The sequence below is a fragment of the Comamonas badia DSM 17552 genome, assembly GCF_000484635.1.
GTDB classification, from domain to species: domain Bacteria; phylum Pseudomonadota; class Gammaproteobacteria; order Burkholderiales; family Burkholderiaceae_C; genus Comamonas_C; species Comamonas_C badia.
This window is the reverse complement of sequence record NZ_AXVM01000005.1, coordinates 203,683-220,038: the sequence shown is the minus strand read 5'-3', so window position 1 is coordinate 220,038 and position 16,356 is coordinate 203,683. Positions and strand designations below refer to the sequence as shown.

The 16,356-nt window shown below is 62.7% G+C and carries 16 protein-coding genes; 4 read left to right on the top strand and 12 right to left on the bottom strand.

The features are described from left to right. Nucleotides 1–11 precede the first annotated feature (11 nt). From K320_RS0112245 to K320_RS0112210, 8 genes are all read right to left on the bottom strand, one after another. A complete protein-coding gene (locus K320_RS0112245) occupies nt 12–986 on the bottom strand; it encodes a branched-chain amino acid ABC transporter permease (protein ID WP_024539130.1) in 975 nt (324 codons plus the stop codon). Continuing rightward, nucleotides 983–1,870, bottom strand: a complete 888-nt coding sequence (locus tag K320_RS0112240) for a branched-chain amino acid ABC transporter permease (protein WP_024539129.1) — start codon at nt 1,868–1,870, stop codon at nt 983–985. Before K320_RS0112240 ends, K320_RS0112245 begins: the two co-directional genes overlap by 4 nt. Before the next feature lie 57 nt (nt 1,871–1,927). Next, complete coding sequence (locus K320_RS0112235; RefSeq protein WP_024539128.1) at nt 1,928–2,641, bottom strand: ABC transporter ATP-binding protein; 714 nt, start codon at nt 2,639–2,641, stop codon at nt 1,928–1,930. Next, on the bottom strand, nt 2,638–3,411 hold the full coding sequence (locus K320_RS0112230) for an ABC transporter ATP-binding protein (RefSeq protein ID WP_024539127.1): 774 nt from the start codon (nt 3,409–3,411) through the stop codon (nt 2,638–2,640). Before K320_RS0112230 ends, K320_RS0112235 begins: the two co-directional genes overlap by 4 nt. Before the next feature lie 85 nt (nt 3,412–3,496). Then, on the bottom strand, nt 3,497–4,279 hold the full coding sequence (locus tag K320_RS0112225) for a phytanoyl-CoA dioxygenase family protein (protein WP_024539126.1): 783 nt from the start codon (nt 4,277–4,279) through the stop codon (nt 3,497–3,499). 30 nt (nt 4,280–4,309) lie between these two features. After that, nucleotides 4,310–5,509, bottom strand: coding sequence for an ABC transporter substrate-binding protein (locus tag K320_RS0112220; protein ID WP_024539125.1), 1,200 nt, complete (start codon nt 5,507–5,509; stop codon nt 4,310–4,312). A 65-nt stretch (nt 5,510–5,574) separates the two neighbouring features. Next, a complete protein-coding gene (locus tag K320_RS0112215; protein ID WP_024539124.1) occupies nt 5,575–6,312 on the bottom strand; it encodes an SDR family oxidoreductase in 738 nt (245 codons plus the stop codon). 16 nt (nt 6,313–6,328) lie between these two features. Next, the gene (locus K320_RS0112210; protein WP_029696101.1) at nt 6,329–7,150 is read right to left on the bottom strand and encodes an alpha/beta fold hydrolase; all 822 of its coding nucleotides are present in this window, start codon (nt 7,148–7,150) and stop codon (nt 6,329–6,331) included. A 207-nt stretch (nt 7,151–7,357) separates the two neighbouring features. On the opposite strand from K320_RS0112210, the gene K320_RS0112205 reads away from it, so the two are divergent. Then, nucleotides 7,358–8,767 carry an aminotransferase-like domain-containing protein gene (locus tag K320_RS0112205; RefSeq protein WP_024539122.1) on the top strand — a complete coding sequence of 470 codons (1,410 nt, stop codon included), beginning with the start codon at nt 7,358–7,360 and terminating at the stop codon, nt 8,765–8,767. A gap of 15 nt (nt 8,768–8,782) precedes the next feature. Here the strand turns inward: K320_RS0112205 and glmS are convergent, their stop codons facing one another. Then, entirely contained in the window at nt 8,783–10,675 is a 1,893-nt protein-coding gene (gene glmS / locus K320_RS0112200) for a glutamine--fructose-6-phosphate transaminase (isomerizing) (RefSeq protein ID WP_024539121.1), read from the bottom strand. 134 nt (nt 10,676–10,809) lie between these two features. Here glmS and K320_RS0112195 point away from each other — a divergent pair, with 134 nt between their 5' ends. From K320_RS0112195 to K320_RS0112185, 3 genes are all read left to right on the top strand, one after another. Then, entirely contained in the window at nt 10,810–11,346 is a 537-nt protein-coding gene (locus K320_RS0112195; protein WP_024539120.1) for an Lrp/AsnC family transcriptional regulator, read from the top strand. Nucleotides 11,347–11,432: 86 nt separating this feature from the next. Beyond that, on the top strand, nt 11,433–12,416 hold the full coding sequence (locus K320_RS0112190; protein ID WP_024539119.1) for a DnaJ C-terminal domain-containing protein: 984 nt from the start codon (nt 11,433–11,435) through the stop codon (nt 12,414–12,416). Between the two features lies 1 nt (nt 12,417). Next, on the top strand, nt 12,418–12,750 hold the full coding sequence (locus K320_RS0112185) for a MerR family transcriptional regulator (RefSeq protein ID WP_024539118.1): 333 nt from the start codon (nt 12,418–12,420) through the stop codon (nt 12,748–12,750). Here the strand turns inward: K320_RS0112185 and K320_RS0112180 are convergent, their stop codons facing one another. From K320_RS0112180 to tyrS, 3 genes are read right to left on the bottom strand one after another with little or no spacing between them, the layout of a single operon-like run. Then, the gene (locus K320_RS0112180) at nt 12,751–13,509 is read right to left on the bottom strand and encodes a sensor histidine kinase (protein ID WP_024539117.1); all 759 of its coding nucleotides are present in this window, start codon (nt 13,507–13,509) and stop codon (nt 12,751–12,753) included. 1 nt (nt 13,510) lies between these two features. Continuing rightward, nucleotides 13,511–14,938, bottom strand: a complete 1,428-nt coding sequence (gene glmU / locus K320_RS0112175; RefSeq protein ID WP_407059764.1) for a bifunctional UDP-N-acetylglucosamine diphosphorylase/glucosamine-1-phosphate N-acetyltransferase GlmU — start codon at nt 14,936–14,938, stop codon at nt 13,511–13,513. Between the two features lie 5 nt (nt 14,939–14,943). Continuing rightward, on the bottom strand, nt 14,944–16,176 hold the full coding sequence (tyrS, locus tag K320_RS0112170; RefSeq protein WP_024539115.1) for a tyrosine--tRNA ligase: 1,233 nt from the start codon (nt 16,174–16,176) through the stop codon (nt 14,944–14,946). Between the last annotated feature and the right edge of the window lie 180 nt (nt 16,177–16,356).

The following is a 16,356-nucleotide window of genomic DNA, read 5'->3' as shown; positions in this document are numbered from 1 at the left end:
GAACTGGAGCCCTAGGGGGACTTCCCTGTTCGCAGCCAATGCGCCAGTTCGCCCACGACGCCTTGGCGAAACAACCTTACGCAAACAATAAAGATGAGCCCGATCACCATGGGAACGGATTGACCGAGCAGCTCAAAGCCGTTCCAGCCTGTCGCACTCGCCAGCATCTGCCCAAATTCGCCAACCTTGTTCTCGAGCACCACAACGATGAGCGCACCGATCACCGGCCCGAGCAAGGTACCGACTCCGCCAATGAGGGTCATGAGGACAACCAAGCCTGACATGTGCCATACGACGTCAGCCAGCGTCACGGAGACGAACACCAGACTTTTGAGAGATCCGGCCAGGCCCGCAAGCGCGGCGGACAGCACGAATACGATCAGCTTGAAACGCTCCACGTCGTAGCCGAGCGAAATGGCTCGCGGCTCGTTCTCCTTGATCGCCCTGAGCGCGTAACCAAACGGCGAGTTCACGACCCGGCTGCAGAATGCGAAGCTGAGCGCGCACACCATGAGCACAAAGTAGTACAGAGCGAGATCGTTGTTCAGGTCGATACCCAGGATGCTGCCCCGGGGAATCGCCTGGAGACCATCTTCTCCGCCCGTGAACGGTGCCTGCATGAAGAAAAAGTAAGCCATCTGGGCAAGGGCGAGCGTAATCATCGCGAAATAAATACCACTGCGCCGAATGGCCAACGCACCAAACACCACGCCCATCGCCGCCGCCACCATCACACCGAAGACGAGGCCCTGCACCGTGCTCATCCCCCATACCGCGAGCGCATGGCCGGTCGCATATCCCGCCCCTCCCAGGAACGCGGCGTGTCCGAACGAGAGTAATCCCGCATACCCCAGCAGCAGGTTGAATGCGCAAGCGAAAAGCGCATAACACAGGATTTTCATGATGAAGACGGGATACGCGCCTACGAACGGCAGTGCGCACAGCGCCGCGAACACGGCGAGAGAGATCGCAAATTTTTTGTTCATGCCTGTTTTCCAAACAACCCGGCTGGCCGGAGCACCAGAACGATGACCATGATCATGAACACCACCGTATTGGCTGCCTCGGGCCAATAAACCTTCGTCAGGCCTTCCAGAACGCCCAGCCCCAGGCCCGTCACGATGGATCCCAAAATCGACCCCATACCACCGATCACGACAACAGCGAATACGACGACGATGAGATTCGCACCCATGGACGGAGACACTTGCATGATGGGTGCGGCCAGTACACCAACGAAACCGGCCATGGCAACGCCGCAGCCAAACGTCAGGGTGACTATCAACGGCACGTTGATGCCAAAGGCCTCAACCAGCTTGGGATTGGATGTGGCGGCGCGCAGCAGTGCACCAAGCTGGGTTTTTTCCACGAGGAGCCAAACCCCCAGACACAGTGCCAGCGAAACCACCACGACCCACAACCGGTAAATGGGCAGGTACATGAAGCCCAGATCGATGCCTCCCTGCAAGGCGCTCGGCACGGGGTAGGGAAGCCCCGAAACGCCATAAATGCTACGAAAGAACCCTTCCATCAGCAATACGACGCCAAAAGTCAACAACAGGCCGTAGAGATGGTCCAACTGGTAGAGGTGGCGCAGCAACCCTCTCTCGAGAATGATGCCCGCCACCCCCACCAGCAGAGGCGACACCAGCAGCATCACCCAGTAGCTGACCCCCAGGTAGTGCAACCCCATCCAAGCAAAAAAAGCGCCCAACATGAAAAAGGCGCCGTGAGCGAAGTTGATCACATTGAGCAGGCCAAAAATCACGGCCAAACCCAGCGAAAGGACTGCGTAAAACGAACCGTTCACCAGTCCGAGGAGAATTTGCCCCATCAACGCCTGGATGGGAATACCAAATATTTGAATCATCATTCATCCGATTTCGATGGGGTCATGCCGGGGGCCGAAGTACGCAGCAGTGCCACGCTAAACACCCAATAACTCATCCAGCATGGCTTGCTGTTCGGACAACTCCGAGGCCAGGACTTCCCGAACGATTCGCCCATGCTCCATCACGTAGAAGCGGTCGGCGAGCGAAGCGGCAAAGTGAAAGTTTTGTTCGACCATCACGATGGTGAAACCTCGTTCCTTAAGCATCCGAATCAGATGCGCCAGGGCCTGCACGATGACCGGCGCCAAGCCCTCGGATATTTCGTCCAGGAGCAGCAGACCAGCCCCTGTGCGAAGGATCCTGGCCACTGCCAGCATCTGCTGTTCACCACCAGACAGACGCGTGCCGGGGGAATATCGCCGTTCGTGGAGATTGGGGAACAGTTGGTAGATTTCATCCAAGGACATCGCCTGGCCGCCTTGCACCCGCAGTTTGCGGGGGAGAAGCAAGTTCTCCTCGCAGGTCAGGCCGGGGAAAATGCCGCGCTCTTCGGGGCAATAGCCCAGACCAAGGTGAGCGATCTGATAGGCAGGCCAGTCGATGACCTCCTGCCCGCCAATGCGTATTGAGCCCTCTCTCCTGTTCAACAAGCCGAAAACGGCGCGCAGCGTGGTCGTTCTGCCGGCACCATTGCGCCCCAGCAGCGTCACGACTTCGCCCTGGTGAACCTGAAAATTCACGCCGTGCAATACATGCGCCTCACCGTACCAGGCGTGCAAGTCGGAAATCTCCAACATCGGTGTGGTCATCCAGCCTCCTGCTGAAGTTTGGAAATTGCCGTACCCATGTAGGCCTCCACCACGGCCTTGTTTTTCGACACTTCCGCATATGAGCCTTCAGCCAGAACCGAACCACGCGAGAGAACGGTAATCCTGTCGGCGATCTTGGCGACCACGTTCATGTTGTGCTCGACCATCAGGATGGTTTTGCCGACGCTGACTTCCTTGATGAGTTGCGTGACCTTGCCGACATCCTCATGGCCCATGCCCTGGGTGGGCTCATCCAGCAGCATCAGTCTGGGCCGCATTGCCAGCGTCGTTGCGATTTCCAAGGCACGCTTGCGCCCATAAGGCAGGTCGGCGACGATGTGGTGGGCAAATGACTTCAGATCAACCCTTTCCAGGAGTGCATATGCCTGGTCATTGAGCCGATCGAGCCGCCGCCCGCTCTCCCAGAATCGATATGAAGCGCCGGTCATCCGCTGCAAGCCGACGCGGACATTGTCAAGCGCCGTCATGTGGGGGAAAACCGCGGAAATTTGAAACGAACGAACCATTCCGCGGCGAGCGGTCTTGACAGGTTTGTCACGCGTGATGTCTTCTCCATCGAAGAGGATCTGCCCCGAAGTTGGCGTCAGGAATTTGGTCAACAAGTTGAAGCAGGTCGTCTTGCCCGCTCCATTGGGACCGATGAGGACATGAATACTGTCCCTCTCAACCTGCAGATTGACATCCTGAACCGCGACAAACCCTCGAAATTCCTTGGTCAGGCGCTTTGTCTCCAAAATGTATTTTTTCATTCCAAAGACCCCACTCGCTGATACGAGCAGGGTAGAGTTCGTTGACTATGCGGGAGCTGAATAGCGAGCCGTACGGCTCATGGCCTCAGGAAATCAGACAATCGTCTTCCAACGGTTCGAGCGCCGTCGCGTCGGGGTTGCAGTGATGCGCCGCCCGCTTTTTCTTCGTTGGTATATTGCCGACGGAATTCGCATTGATATAGATGATGGAGCGGGGATACGGGGTGACATTGCCCGCGGAAGCATGCAGAAGGTTGCAATGCATGAACATCACGCTGCCTGCCGATCCCGTCAAGGCCTCGATGCCAGATTCCTTCACCAGCCCGGCGACCACATCGCGCGAAACCTCCATGACGGTGTAGCCCGTCTCATCCGGGTTGGGCACCCGCTCGGGAATCTCTCCATACTTGTGCGACCCCGGTATGACCATCAACGGCCCATTGGTGTCATAGATGTCATCCATGAACACGGCGATCATCAGGGCATTGGACGTCGGCATGCCATCCTCGAAATGCCAGGTTGAAAAGTCCTGGTGCCACCAGAAACCCTCACCTTCATAAGGTGCCTTGGGATTGATTCTGAGTTGATGAATGTAGACATCTGATTCGAGTATCTGCTTGGCAGGTTCCATCCACCGTGGATGGCGAACCAGTCGCGCAAAAACCTCGTTGAACTGGTCGGCGCCATAGATGAGACGCGGCGCCTTGCTGTTTTTCTCTCGCGACACGCCTGGCCGATCAATATCATCATTGAGAATTTCCTGAAGCGCGCCACGCAAGGTTTTCATTTCCTCGGACGTGAAAAGATCCTTGCAGATCACATAGCCCTGCTGCTCGAATTGCCGAAGTTGCTCGATGCTGAGTTTCATTGCCATTTACTCCTGTTGACGTTAATGCGTTCATTTCCAATGGGCACACTTGGACTCCGCCTTGCTCATGAAGGCCTTTTCCCCCGGAACTGTGCCGATCAATTTGGAATAGTCCCATGGATATTTCGATTCCGCGGGAGACTTCACTTGCATCAGGAACATGTCGTGCACCATCCGCCCATCAGGGCGAATCGTTCCGTTCTGCGTAAAGAAGTCGTTGATGGGTGTCGCGCGCATTTTTTCCATCACCTTGTCCGCATCGGTGCTGCCCACAGCCTTGACCGCCGAGAGCCAGTGATTGGTCACGGAGGCGTTGCCCGCCTGGTAGCTGGTGGGCATGGCCTTGCGCTTGTCGAAGAAGCGCTTTGCCCAGGCTCGCGACTTTTCGTCGTGGTCCCAGTACCACCCTTCCGTGTAATACAGCCCCTGAGCGACAGGCAGGCCAAGTGCATGAATATCCGACAAGAAGGCAAGCGGCGCCGCAACCTTCATGGATCGGTGCAAACCGAATTCCTGCGCCCCTTTGATGGCCGCCAGAAGGTCACCGCCCCCCGTCGCCAACCCAACCACCTGGGCACCAGACGACTGTGCTTGCAGCAGCATCGACGAAAAATCCGTGGTGCCCAAAGAATGCCGGATTGAACCCTTGATGGTGCCGCCTCCCGCCTTGACGACCTCCACCAGGTCTTTCTCGAGTGAATGGCCGACCGCGGTATCCACTGAAATCAAGTACCAGCTCTTGCCGCCATCCTTGACGACCGCCGACCCCGTGACGCGGGCGATGGCCGTCGTGTCCGTCACGTACTGCACGGACCAGGGACTGCACTCTTCATTGGACAATCTCGTAGTCGCCGCACTGGAGGACAGCATGACCTTCTTCTTCTGGCGCGCCACATGATTGATGGCGAGGACAGCCGATGAGTTGGTGCCTCCGATGATGACATCCACCCCCGAGTCATACCACTCGCGCGCCCGCGCGGCGGCGATGTCCGCCTTGTTCTGGTGATCTGCGACCAGCAACTCGACCTTGCGGCCGCTGATGGCCCCACCTGCATCCTCGATGGCCATCCGGATCGCTTCAACGCCACCCGGGCCATCGATGTCGGCATAGACACCGGTCATGTCGGTAATGAACCCGATCCTGATGGGATCGGTCTGTGCCTTGCCCACGCCGGCAAGGCCCATCGTCAACATGGCTGCGGCCGCTGCGTTCTTCACCCATTTCTTCATTGTCTGTCTCCTGAATCAAGTTTTAAGTCAAAGGAATGCACGAAATCAAATACAGGACTGGTAGGTCAGAGAGTGATACCTCCATCGATCGAATAGATCGCCCCCGTGACGAACGAAGCCTCATCCGACGCCAGGTAGACGACGAGAGGCGCGATTTCTTCCGCACGGGCCAGACGGCCTGTTGGCTGACGCGCGATGAAGGCCTTGGTCGCGGCTTCCGGATCCGGCATGGCACTCATGCGGTCCTTCAGCGAGGGCGTATCGACGATCCCCGGACAAATGGCATTGCACCGCACTCCTTCACGGATGTGATCGATGGCCACGGATTTGGTCAATCCAATGACGGCCGCCTTGCTCGTGGAATATGCGAAGCGATTGGTTGCGCCCTTGACCGAGGAAGCCATCGACGACATGTTGACGATGCTTCCTGTACGGGCCCGGAGCATTCCCGGCAGAAAGGCCTTGATGAGCCAGAACATGCTCTTCACGTTGATGGCCATCGTGGTGTCCCAGGCCGCGTCCGTGCAGTCGAGCACCGTGCCATGGTGGACGTAGCCCGCGCAGTTGAAAAGCACGCCCAACGAACCCACCTGCCCGGCCAGCCGTGTGATTCCCGCCGCATCGGTGACGTCGAGCAAAGCCACCTGGACACGTGGAACATCGCGCAGAGCCTCTAGACCCTTTGCATCCCGATCCACGGCCCATACCATGGCTCCTTCGCGCGCCATGGCATGGACCGTCGCCAGCCCGATCCCATGGGCCGCGCCCGTGACCAAGGCGGTTTTTCCTTCCAGTCTTCCCATGTCTGCTGCCCTCCCATCAACGCTTCGTGATGGCCGACGAACGCAGGCCCGCCAGCCAACGGGTCAGGACGGCGTTGAACGCCTCCGGCCTCTCGATGTTCGGAAGGTGCCGGCACCCCGGTACTTCCTCGTACCGCGCACCAGGAATCAGTTCAGCCAACCGTCGGTTCTCCGCAGGCGGCGTTCCCGGGTCATCGCTCCCGCAAACCACCAGCGTGGGCACTTGCACCTTCGGCAGTGCCTCGGAGAAATCGAATTGCCGGATCGCCCTGACGCACCCTTCGAAGCCATTCACGCTGGTGGCGAGAATGCTTTCATGAACCTGCCGACACCGGAGAGGCGAGCGGCGCCTGAAGTCCTCCGTGAACCACCGGCCCAGCGTAGCCTCAGCCAGAGGAAGAAGGGAGTTGGCGGAGCGTGCAGTGGCGATCCGCTCGTCCCACATGCCTTCAGCGCCTGATGCCGAGGCAGGCATGGTGTCGCACAGCATGGCCGAGCGCATCAATTGCGGGTACTTGAGGGCAAATGCCTGCCCAAACATGCCGCCAATCGAGAGGCCAACATAGTGGACACCATCCAGCCCCAGCCCCTGCACGACGATCGACACATCGTCGGCGAGGTTTTCCAGCGTATAGGCGCCATCCATGGCATCGCTGCCGCCATGTCCCCGGATATCCATTCGAAGCACCCGGTATCCCGCCTGCAGCAACGCAGGCACCTGCTCGGCCCACATACCGCTATCGGCGGTCAGGGAGTGGGTCAAGCAGACGACTGGGGATTCGGGGTCTCCCAACATTTCATACCAGATCCGCCGGCTGTCCGGCAAACGAAAGTACATGTGTTGCTCCTTGTATCCATCCAACATCAACAGCCGAATGCACGGATCAAAGCCCCAAGTCGGGCACCGGTTTTCGACTGACTTTTTGCGCTTGAATTGACGGACATCAATCACTGCGCTCTAAAATCTGTTCTACTCTAATGCAGAAAAAATTAATAGAACAGATACAGATTGCCGAACAATCAATAGATACAGAAGGGAGACCGAATGAACCGATACCTGGAGATCGCACGCAGCCTTTCGGACCTCATCGCCAAGGGCTCTCTGCGGCCTGGCGATCCCATCCCATCCATCCGCCAGGCGTCAGCCCAGCATCGGGTAGGCAACGGCACCGTGGTCCACGCCTATGGAGTGCTCGAAGCGCAAGGGCTGATCGAGTCAAGGCCCCGTTCGGGCTACTACGTCAGTCAGTCACGCGGATTGCGCGAGTTGCCTGAAGTGGCGCTGCGCCGCCCCACGCTGGTAGAAGGCAACAACCAGGCGCGGCTGCACAAAATCCTCGGTGACCTGACCGCGTCCAAGACGACGTTCCTGGGCTCCTCGTTCGTCGATCCGTCGCTATTCCCCCTGAAAGCCTTGCAAAAAGAGTTGATCGCAAGCATGAGGGATCCGAGTTTTTCAGCCCCGGTGCAAGACAGCCTTCTGGGATTGCCCCGGCTTCGTCGGGCCATCGCGCACCGGTATCTCGAGTTGGGCTACGCCGTTCCGACGGACGAAATCATCATCACCAATGGCGGGATGGAAGCCATCTATTTGGCGCTGAAGGCCGTCACCAAGCCCGGCGACCTGGTGCTCATCGACTCTCCGATGTACTTCGCAGGTCTGCAGTTGCTCGAACAGCTTTACCTTCGCACGGTTGAGGTGCCGACGAACCCTGGCGACGGTCTCGACCTGGGCCAGTTGGACAAGACGCTGCATCAGCACAAGGTCGCCGCGTGCCTGCTGATGACGAACTGCCACAACCCGCTCGGCTTTTCCATGAGCGAGGACAAGAAGAATGCGCTCGTCAAGCTGCTGGAAAAGCACCAAGTCCCGCTGGTCGAAAACGACGTGTACACCGAGCTTCAGTTCGACCTGCGGCATGTCCGCGCGGCAAAGGCCTTCGATCGCAGCGGACTCGTCCTGCATTGCGGCTCCTTTACCAAATCCCTGGCGCCGGGCTACCAGATTGGCTGGCTCGCCACGGGAAAATTCAGGGAGCGTGTCGCCCGGCTCAAGTTCGTCACCACCTTTGACACCAACACCCCGACACAGGCTGCGATTGCCCACTACATGCAGTACGGCTCCTACGATCGCCACTTGAGGAAGCTCCGGGGGGAACTGCAATCCCGATTGGCTGGCATGACGAGCGCGGTGGAAAAGTATTTCCCTGCAGGAACGCGCCATACCCAGCCAAAGGGAGGATTCGTACTTTGGATTCAGTTGCCTCAGGCGGTCGACGCGTTTGCCCTGTTCGATCTGGCGGCAACATCCAATGTCGGTATCGCGCCTGGGCCGATTTTTTCTGCCAGCCGCGGGTACCAAAATTTCATTCGGCTCAATTGCAGCCGCGCCTGGACTCCGACCATGGACAAGACCATCGCCTGGCTGGGTCACCAAGTCAGGCGGCTGATGTAATTCAGCACCGCATCCTTACTCCACCGTCACGCTCTTGGCCAGATTGCGCGGCTTGTCCACGTCGGTGCCGCGTGCGCAGGCGGTGTGGTACGCCAGCAGCTGCAGCGGCACCACATGCAGCAGCGGGCTGAGCTGCCCATAGTGCTCGGGCATGCGGATCACGTGCATGCCCTCGCTGCTTTCGATGCGCGTGTCGGCGTCGGCCAGCACGTAGAGCACGCCGCCGCGCGCACGCACTTCCTGCAGGTTGCTCTTGAGCTTTTCCAGAAGCGCGTCGTGCGGCGCCACGGCGACGACGGGCATGGCGCTGGTGACGAGCGCCAGCGGCCCGTGCTTGAGCTCGCCCGCGGGGTAGGCCTCGGCGTGGATGTAGCTGATTTCCTTCAACTTCAGCGCGCCTTCGAGCGCGATGGGGTAGTGCAGGCCGCGGCCGAGGAACAGCGCGTTTTCCTTTTTGGCGAAGTCTTCGGACCAGCCTATGAGCTGCGGCTCCAGCGCCAGCACGGCCTGCAGCGCCACGGGCAGGTGGCGCATGGCGGTGAGGTGCTCCGCCTCCTGCTCGGGCGTGAGCCGGCCGCGCGATTGGGCAAGGGCCAGCGTGAGCAGGAACAGGCCCGCGAGCTGCGTGGTGAAGGCCTTGGTACTGGCCACGCCGATTTCCACCCCGGCGCGCGTGACGTAGGCCAGCTCGCACTCGCGCACCATGGCGCTGGTCGCCACATTGCAGATGGTGAGCGTGTGGCGCATGCCCAAAGACTGCGCGTGGCGCAGCGCGGCCAGCGTGTCCGCCGTCTCGCCGCTCTGACTGATGGTGACGACCAGCGTGCGCGCATCGGGCACGCTGGTGCGGTAGCGGTATTCGCTCGCCACCTCGACCTGCGTGGGGATGGCGGCGATGTCTTCGAGCCAGTACTTGGCCGTGCAGCCGCTGTAGTAGCTGGTGCCGCAGGCGAGGATGAGCACGCGGTCGATTTCCTTGAATACGCGCCAGGCGGCGGTATCCGCACCGTCGAACAGCTCGGGGACGATGGCCTCGATACCGTCCAGCGTGTCGGCGATGGCGCGCGGCTGCTCGAAGATTTCCTTCTGCATGTAGTGGCGGTAGGGGCCGAGCTCGGCCGCGCCGCTGTGCGCGGCCACGGTGCGCACCGGGCGCTGCTCGGTTGCCAGCGGCTTGCCGGCCCTATCGGTGATCCAGTAGCGGCCGAGCTGCAGATCGACCAGGTCGCCCTCTTCCAGATAGACGATCTGATCGGTCACGCCCGCCAGCGCCATGGCGTCGCTGGCGAGGAAATGTTCACCCTCTCCAACCCCCAGCACCAGCGGCGAACCGGCGCGCGCGCCGACCACGCGGTGTGGCTCGTCCTTGTGGATCACGGCGATGGCATAGGCGCCGCGCAGCTCGGCCGTGGCAGCGCGCACGGCGGCGAACAGATCGCCGTCGTACAGGCTGTCGATCAGGTGGGCGATGACCTCGGTATCCGTCTGGCTGGCAAACTGGTAGCCGCGCGCCTGCAGTTGGGTGCGCAGTGCCTCGTAGTTTTCGATGATGCCGTTGTGCACCAAGGCTACGTGGCCGGCCTGCGCGGTGTCGGCAGGTGCAACACCGGGGCCGTAGCTGGCATGCGGGTGGGCATTGCTCACCGCCGGTGCGCCATGCGTGGCCCAGCGCGTGTGGGCGATGCCGGTGGCACCCTGCAGATGGTCCTGCTGCACCTGCGCCAGCAGCTCCGCCACGCGCGCCGTGCTGCGGGCGCGGCGCAGGCCGCCCGTGGGGTGCTGGCCCAGGCTTGCCTCATGCACCGCCACGCCGCAGGAGTCGTAGCCGCGGTATTCCAGGCGCTGCAGGCCCTGCACGAGGATGGGAACGATGTTGCGCTGCGAGACTGCGCCGACGATGCCGCACATGGGAATACCTCCTGAAGCAATGCCATGGATGCTAAGCACCGCAGAAGGGATGGTGAATGCAATATTTGAGTTATTTTGAATTTATATTTCACAAATGAAATAAACTTCAATAATTCATCATTTATTGCCAAATTATGGAATTTTCATTCTCTCCGGATGCCATCGACCTGCGGCTCATGGATCTGCTGCAGCGGGATGCGACGCTCAGCAACCAGCAGCTGGCGCAGCGCGTCGGCGTGTCGCCCGCCACCTGCCTGCGGCGCGTGGCACGGCTGCGCGAGGGCGGCCTGATCGAGCGCCAGGTGGCGCTGCTCTCGCACGATGCACTGGCGCAATGGCAGGGTCACGGGCTGGCGGCGATCGTCGAGGTGTCGCTGGACCGCCAGGGGGCGGAGCACCTCGCCGCCTTTGAAGCGCGGGCGATAGAGGAAGACACGGTGCAGCAATGCTGGCGCGTCTCGCCCGGGCCGGACTTCGTGCTGGTGGTGCAGGTGCTGGACATGCCGCATTACCAGCAGCTCGCCGAACGGCTGTTCACCCAGAACGCCAATGTGCGCAACGTCAAGGCCTTCTTTGTCACGCACCGCGCAAAATTTGATACAAAAATGCCGTTGGCGCCCGTTGGTAAAACGCAAGCAGCTATCAATTCAGCAAAATCCAGCGGCCGATGAACCTCTGCCTCTTGACCTGCGCCGCATTCGCCATCATCTTCTGGCAATGACCGGCCGCGGACACCGCGGCACAGGGAGCGCGACACATGGAGTTCAAGGACTACTACAAGACACTGGGCATCGCCAGGGACGCCAGCGCCGACGACATCAAGAAGGCCTACCGGCACCTGGCGCGCAAGTACCACCCCGACGTGAGCAAGGAGGCCGACGCCTCGGCGCGCATGGCCGAGGTGAATGAGGCCAACGCGGTGCTGTCCGACCCGGAAAAGCGCGCCGCCTACGACGCGCTGGGCAGTGGCGCGGCGCATGCCGGCGGACAGGATTTCCGCCCGCCGCCCCACTGGGATGCGGGCTACGAGTTCACCGGAGCGCCCGGCGGCGGCGCCGGCATGGACGAAGCCCAGTTCAGCGATTTCTTCGAGCAGCTGTTTGGCCGCGCGGCGCAGGCGCGGCATGGCGCCGGCCACGCGCGCGGCGGCGCCAGCGCAGGTGGCGCGCAGCGCGGTGCGGACCACCACGCGCGCATCGAGCTCGAATTGCGTGATGCCTACCTCGGCGGCGATCGGCTCTTGAGCCTGCGCGGCGCGCGGCTGGATGCGCAAGGCCAGCTGGTGCAGCAGGAGCGCCAGGTGCAGGTGACGATTCCCAAGGGGGTGCGCGAGGGCCAGCTCATCCGCCTGAGCGGCCAGGGCGGACCGGGGCTAGGCGGCTCGCCTGCCGGTGACCTGTTTCTGGAAGTGCAGTTCACGCCTGACGCGCGCTGGCACACGCAGGACCGCGACGTTTATCTGAGCGTGCCCGTTACTCCCTGGGAAGCAGAGCTGGGCGGCCCCATCGAGGTGCAGACCCCGGGCGGCGCCACCGTGGAAGTGACGGTGCCGGCGCACTTCAAACCCGGGCGCAAGCTGCGCCTGAAGGGGCGCGGCATTCCCGCGGCCACGCCGGGCGATCTGTATCTGGAGCTGCAGGTGGCGCTGCCCGCAGCCCATACCGAGGCGCAGCAGCAGGCCTACCGCGCGCTGGCAAAGGCCTTTGCGGGGTTCGCCCCGCGCGCTTCCCAAGGAGCTTGAAATGGCTGACCATTCCCCCGTACCGAACGCCGTGGCCGAAATCCTGGGCGATGCCCCCTGCCTGAGCGTGCAGGATCTGGCGCAGGCCTGCCGCATGCAGGTGGGCTGGGTGACGGAGCGGCTGAGTGCCGGCCTGCTGCAGGGCGAACTGCAGGCCGGCCACTGGCGCTGCAGCGGCGCTGCCATCGTGCGGGCGCGGCGCCTGGCGCAGTTTGAAACCGCTTTCGATGCCGACCCTGAACTGGCCGCGCTCACCACCGACCTGATCGAAGAAGTCGCACAGCTGCGCCAGCAGCTCAGGCGGCTGCAGGCACGGCTCGGATCGCTCAACTGATCAGGCGGCAGGCAGCGCCGGCCAATCCAGCGTGATGGTGCAACCCGCACCCGGCTGCGCCGCTGCGCCTATGCGCGCGCCGTGGCGCTCTGCTATCAGTTTGCAGAGCGCGAGGCCCGCGCCCACGCCGTCGAACTCGCCATCGCGGTGCAGGCGCTGGAACACGCCAAAAAGGCCTTGCGCATGCGCCGGGTCAAACCCCACGCCGTTGTCGCTGATCGTGAAAGCCACCCGGCCAGACTCCGCCGCCGCGGGCAGAACTGCAACGCGCGGCGCGCTCTGACGGCCGGAAAACTTGGCGGCGTTGTCCAGCAATTGCCCAAGCAACTGCTGCAGCAAGACTGCGTCGGCCTGCAGCGCGGGCAGCTGCGGTGCAATGTCCCACGCCACCGCAGCGCCACGCGGCAAGCCGGCCGCCGCTTCGCGCACCGCTTGTGCAAGATCGACCGCCGCCAGACGCAAGGGCGCACGCGCCGCACGGCTGAGGGTCTGCAGGCCGTCGATCATCGCCGCCATGCGGCGCGCCGACTGCTCCATCGTGGCCGCAAAGCCCAGCGCCTCCTGCACCTGGGCCGGCGGCTCGGGCAGCTCCTGCAGCACCTCGCGCAGCAGCGCGGCATACGAGGTGACGTGGCGCAGCGGCGCCCGCAGATCGTGCGAAACCGCGCGCAAAAACTCCTCCTGCGCGCCGGTGAGCTCCTGCACGCGGGCCCGCAGCGCGTCGCGCTCGGTCGTGAGGCGCTCAAGTTCGGTGGGCATGTCAGTTCTTCAGCGGCTTCACGGGTTTGTGCCACTCGGTCTTGCTCACCTGGCGCCCGCGCCCCAGCGTGAGCACGCCCGGCGGCGCGTCGTGCGTGACCACCGAGCCCGCGCCCACCACGCCGTCGGCGCCCAGGGTGACCGGCGCCACCAGCACGCAGTTGCTGCCCACGTGCACGTCGTGCTCGATCACCGTGCGGTGCTTGTTCACGCCGTCGTAATTGGCGGTGATCGACCCGGCGCCGTAATTCACGCGCTCACCCACCGTGGCATCGCCCAGGTAGGCCAGGTGGTTGGCTTTTGCGCCGTCGGCAAGCTGCGAATTCTTGATCTCGACGAAGTTGCCCACGTGCACCCCGCGCCCCAGCACGGCCCCCGGACGCAGCCGGGAGAAGGGGCCGACGCGCGCGCCTTCGCCCACCCGAACCCCGGCCTTCTCGCCGTCGATGTGGGTGAAGGGCTGGATCACGCTGCCGGCGGCGATCACCGCGTTGGCGATGCAGCAGTACGCGCCGACCTGCACTCCCTCGCCCAGCTCCACGCGTCCGGTGAAGATGCAGCCCAGGTCGATCTCCACATCCTGCGCGCAGAGGAGCTCGGCGCGCGTGCCGCGCACCGCATCGTCGCGCAGATCAAAGCGCGCCGGGTCCGCCAGGCGCACGCCCTGCTCCATCAGCGCATGGGCCTGGCGCAACTGCCAGGCACGCTCCAACTCGGCAAGCTGCGCCGGGCTGTTCACCCCCGCCACCTGCAGCGCGTCGTCAATGCAGTGCGCGACCACCGGCACGCCGTCGGCCACCGCCATCGCCACCGCGTCGGTCAGGTAGTACTCCTGCTGCGCGTTGTCGTTCCTGAGCTGGCCCACCCAGCGCCGAAGCAGCCGCGTGGGCACGGCCATGATGCCGCTGTAGATTTCGTCGATGGCGCGCTCGGCGCTGCTGGCGTCCTTGTGCTCGACGATGCGCCGCACCTGCCCGCCCGCGGCGCGCACGATGCGCCCGTAGCCGGCCGGGTCCGGCAGGCGCACCGTCAGCAAGGCGAGCCGCTCCCCGCCACTCGCCGCCACCAGCGCCTGCAGGGCATCCACCCGCGTGAGCGGCACATCGCCCGAAAGCACCAGCACCAGCCCATCATCATCGAGCTGCGGCAGCGCCTGCTGCACCGCGTGGCCCGTGCCCAGCTGCGGCTGCTGCAGCGCAAATTTCAAGTCAAATTGGCCACTAAAGCTTACCTGGCGGGCGCAAGCAGCTTCCACTTCCGTAGCGCCATGGCCGGTGATCAGCACCACGCGCCGCGCCTCAAGCTGCGCCGCCCGATCGAGCACATGAAACACCAGCGGCCGCCCGGCCAGGCGCTGCAGCACCTTGGGATGGCGGCTCTTCATCCGCGTGCCCTTGCCCGCGGCCATGACGATGATGTCCAGCGGCATCGCGCTCATGAGAGCACCACCCGCGCAAACTTGCGCTTGCCCACCTGCACGACATAGCTGCCCGCGGCCAGCTTCAGTCCCTTGTCGCTCACCGCGCCGCCATCGATGCGCACGCCGCCGCCGTCGATCAGGCGATTCGCTTCACTCGTGGAGGGCGCCAGCCCCGCCTGCTTGAGCAGCGCCCCCATGCCCAGCGGCGCGCCCGGGAGCCGCACCTCGGGGATCTCGTCCGGAATGCCGCCCTTGGCGCGGTTGGCGAAGTCCTGCTCGGCCGCATCGGCCGCCTGCGCGTCGTGAAAGCGCGTGGTGATCTCGCGCGCCAGCAGTACCTTGGCTTCCTTGGGGTTGCGCCCCGCGGCCACCTCGGCCTTCAGGGCCGCAATCTCCGGCAGGCCCTTGAACGACAGCAGCGTGTACCAGTCCCACATCAGATCGTCGGAGATCGACAGCACCTTGGCGAACATCGAATTCGCCTCTTCAGTGATGGCGATGTAGTTGTTCTTGCTCTTGGACATCTTGTCCACGCCATCGAGCCCCACCAGCAGCGGCATGGTCAGGATGCACTGCGGCTCCTGGCCGTATTCCTGCTGCAGGTGGCGGCCCACGAGCAGATTGAACTTCTGGTCGGTACCACCCAGCTCCAGATCGCTCTTCAGCGCCACCGAGTCGTAGCCCTGCATCAGCGGGTAGAGGAACTCGTGCACGCTGATCGACTGTCCGGCCTTGAAGCGCTTGTCGAAGTCGTCGCGCTCCATCATGCGCGCCACGGTGTAGCGGGCGGCCAGCTGGATCATGCCGCGCGCGCCCAGCGGGTCGCTCCATTCGCTGTTGTAGCGGATCTCGGTCTTCGATTCATCCAGCACCAGCTTGGCCTGCGCGAAATAGGTCTCGGCATTGGTGCGGATCTGCTCGGCGGAGAGCGGCGGGCGCGTGGCGTTGCGCCCGGAAGGGTCGCCGATCAGGGTGGTGAAGTCGCCGATCAGGAAGATGACCTGGTGCCCCAGATCCTGCAGCTGGCGCATCTTGTTGAGCACCACGGTGTGGCCGATGTGGATGTCCGGCGCCGTCGGGTCGAGGCCGAGCTTGATGCGCAGCGGCTGGCCGGTGGCTTCGGAGCGCGCGAGCTTTTGCGCCCAGTCTTGTTCCGGCAGCAGTTCGCTGGCACCGCGCAGGGAGACTTCCAGCGCATGGCGCACGCCATCCGTGACCGGGTATTTTGTAACAACAGGCTGATTCATAAGGGTTTTCCAGCTGGACGCTTAGGCCAAACGGACTATACTGCGCGGGTTTTCGCCGTGGCGGATTTTAGTGACCACCCGTTTCAACGGGCCTCTGTCACACCGCCGCCTTCATTTTTTCTGCGCCACAACGCGGCCGAGCACCTGCATGATGCCCCAGCGCTGGCGCCCATTTGCCTG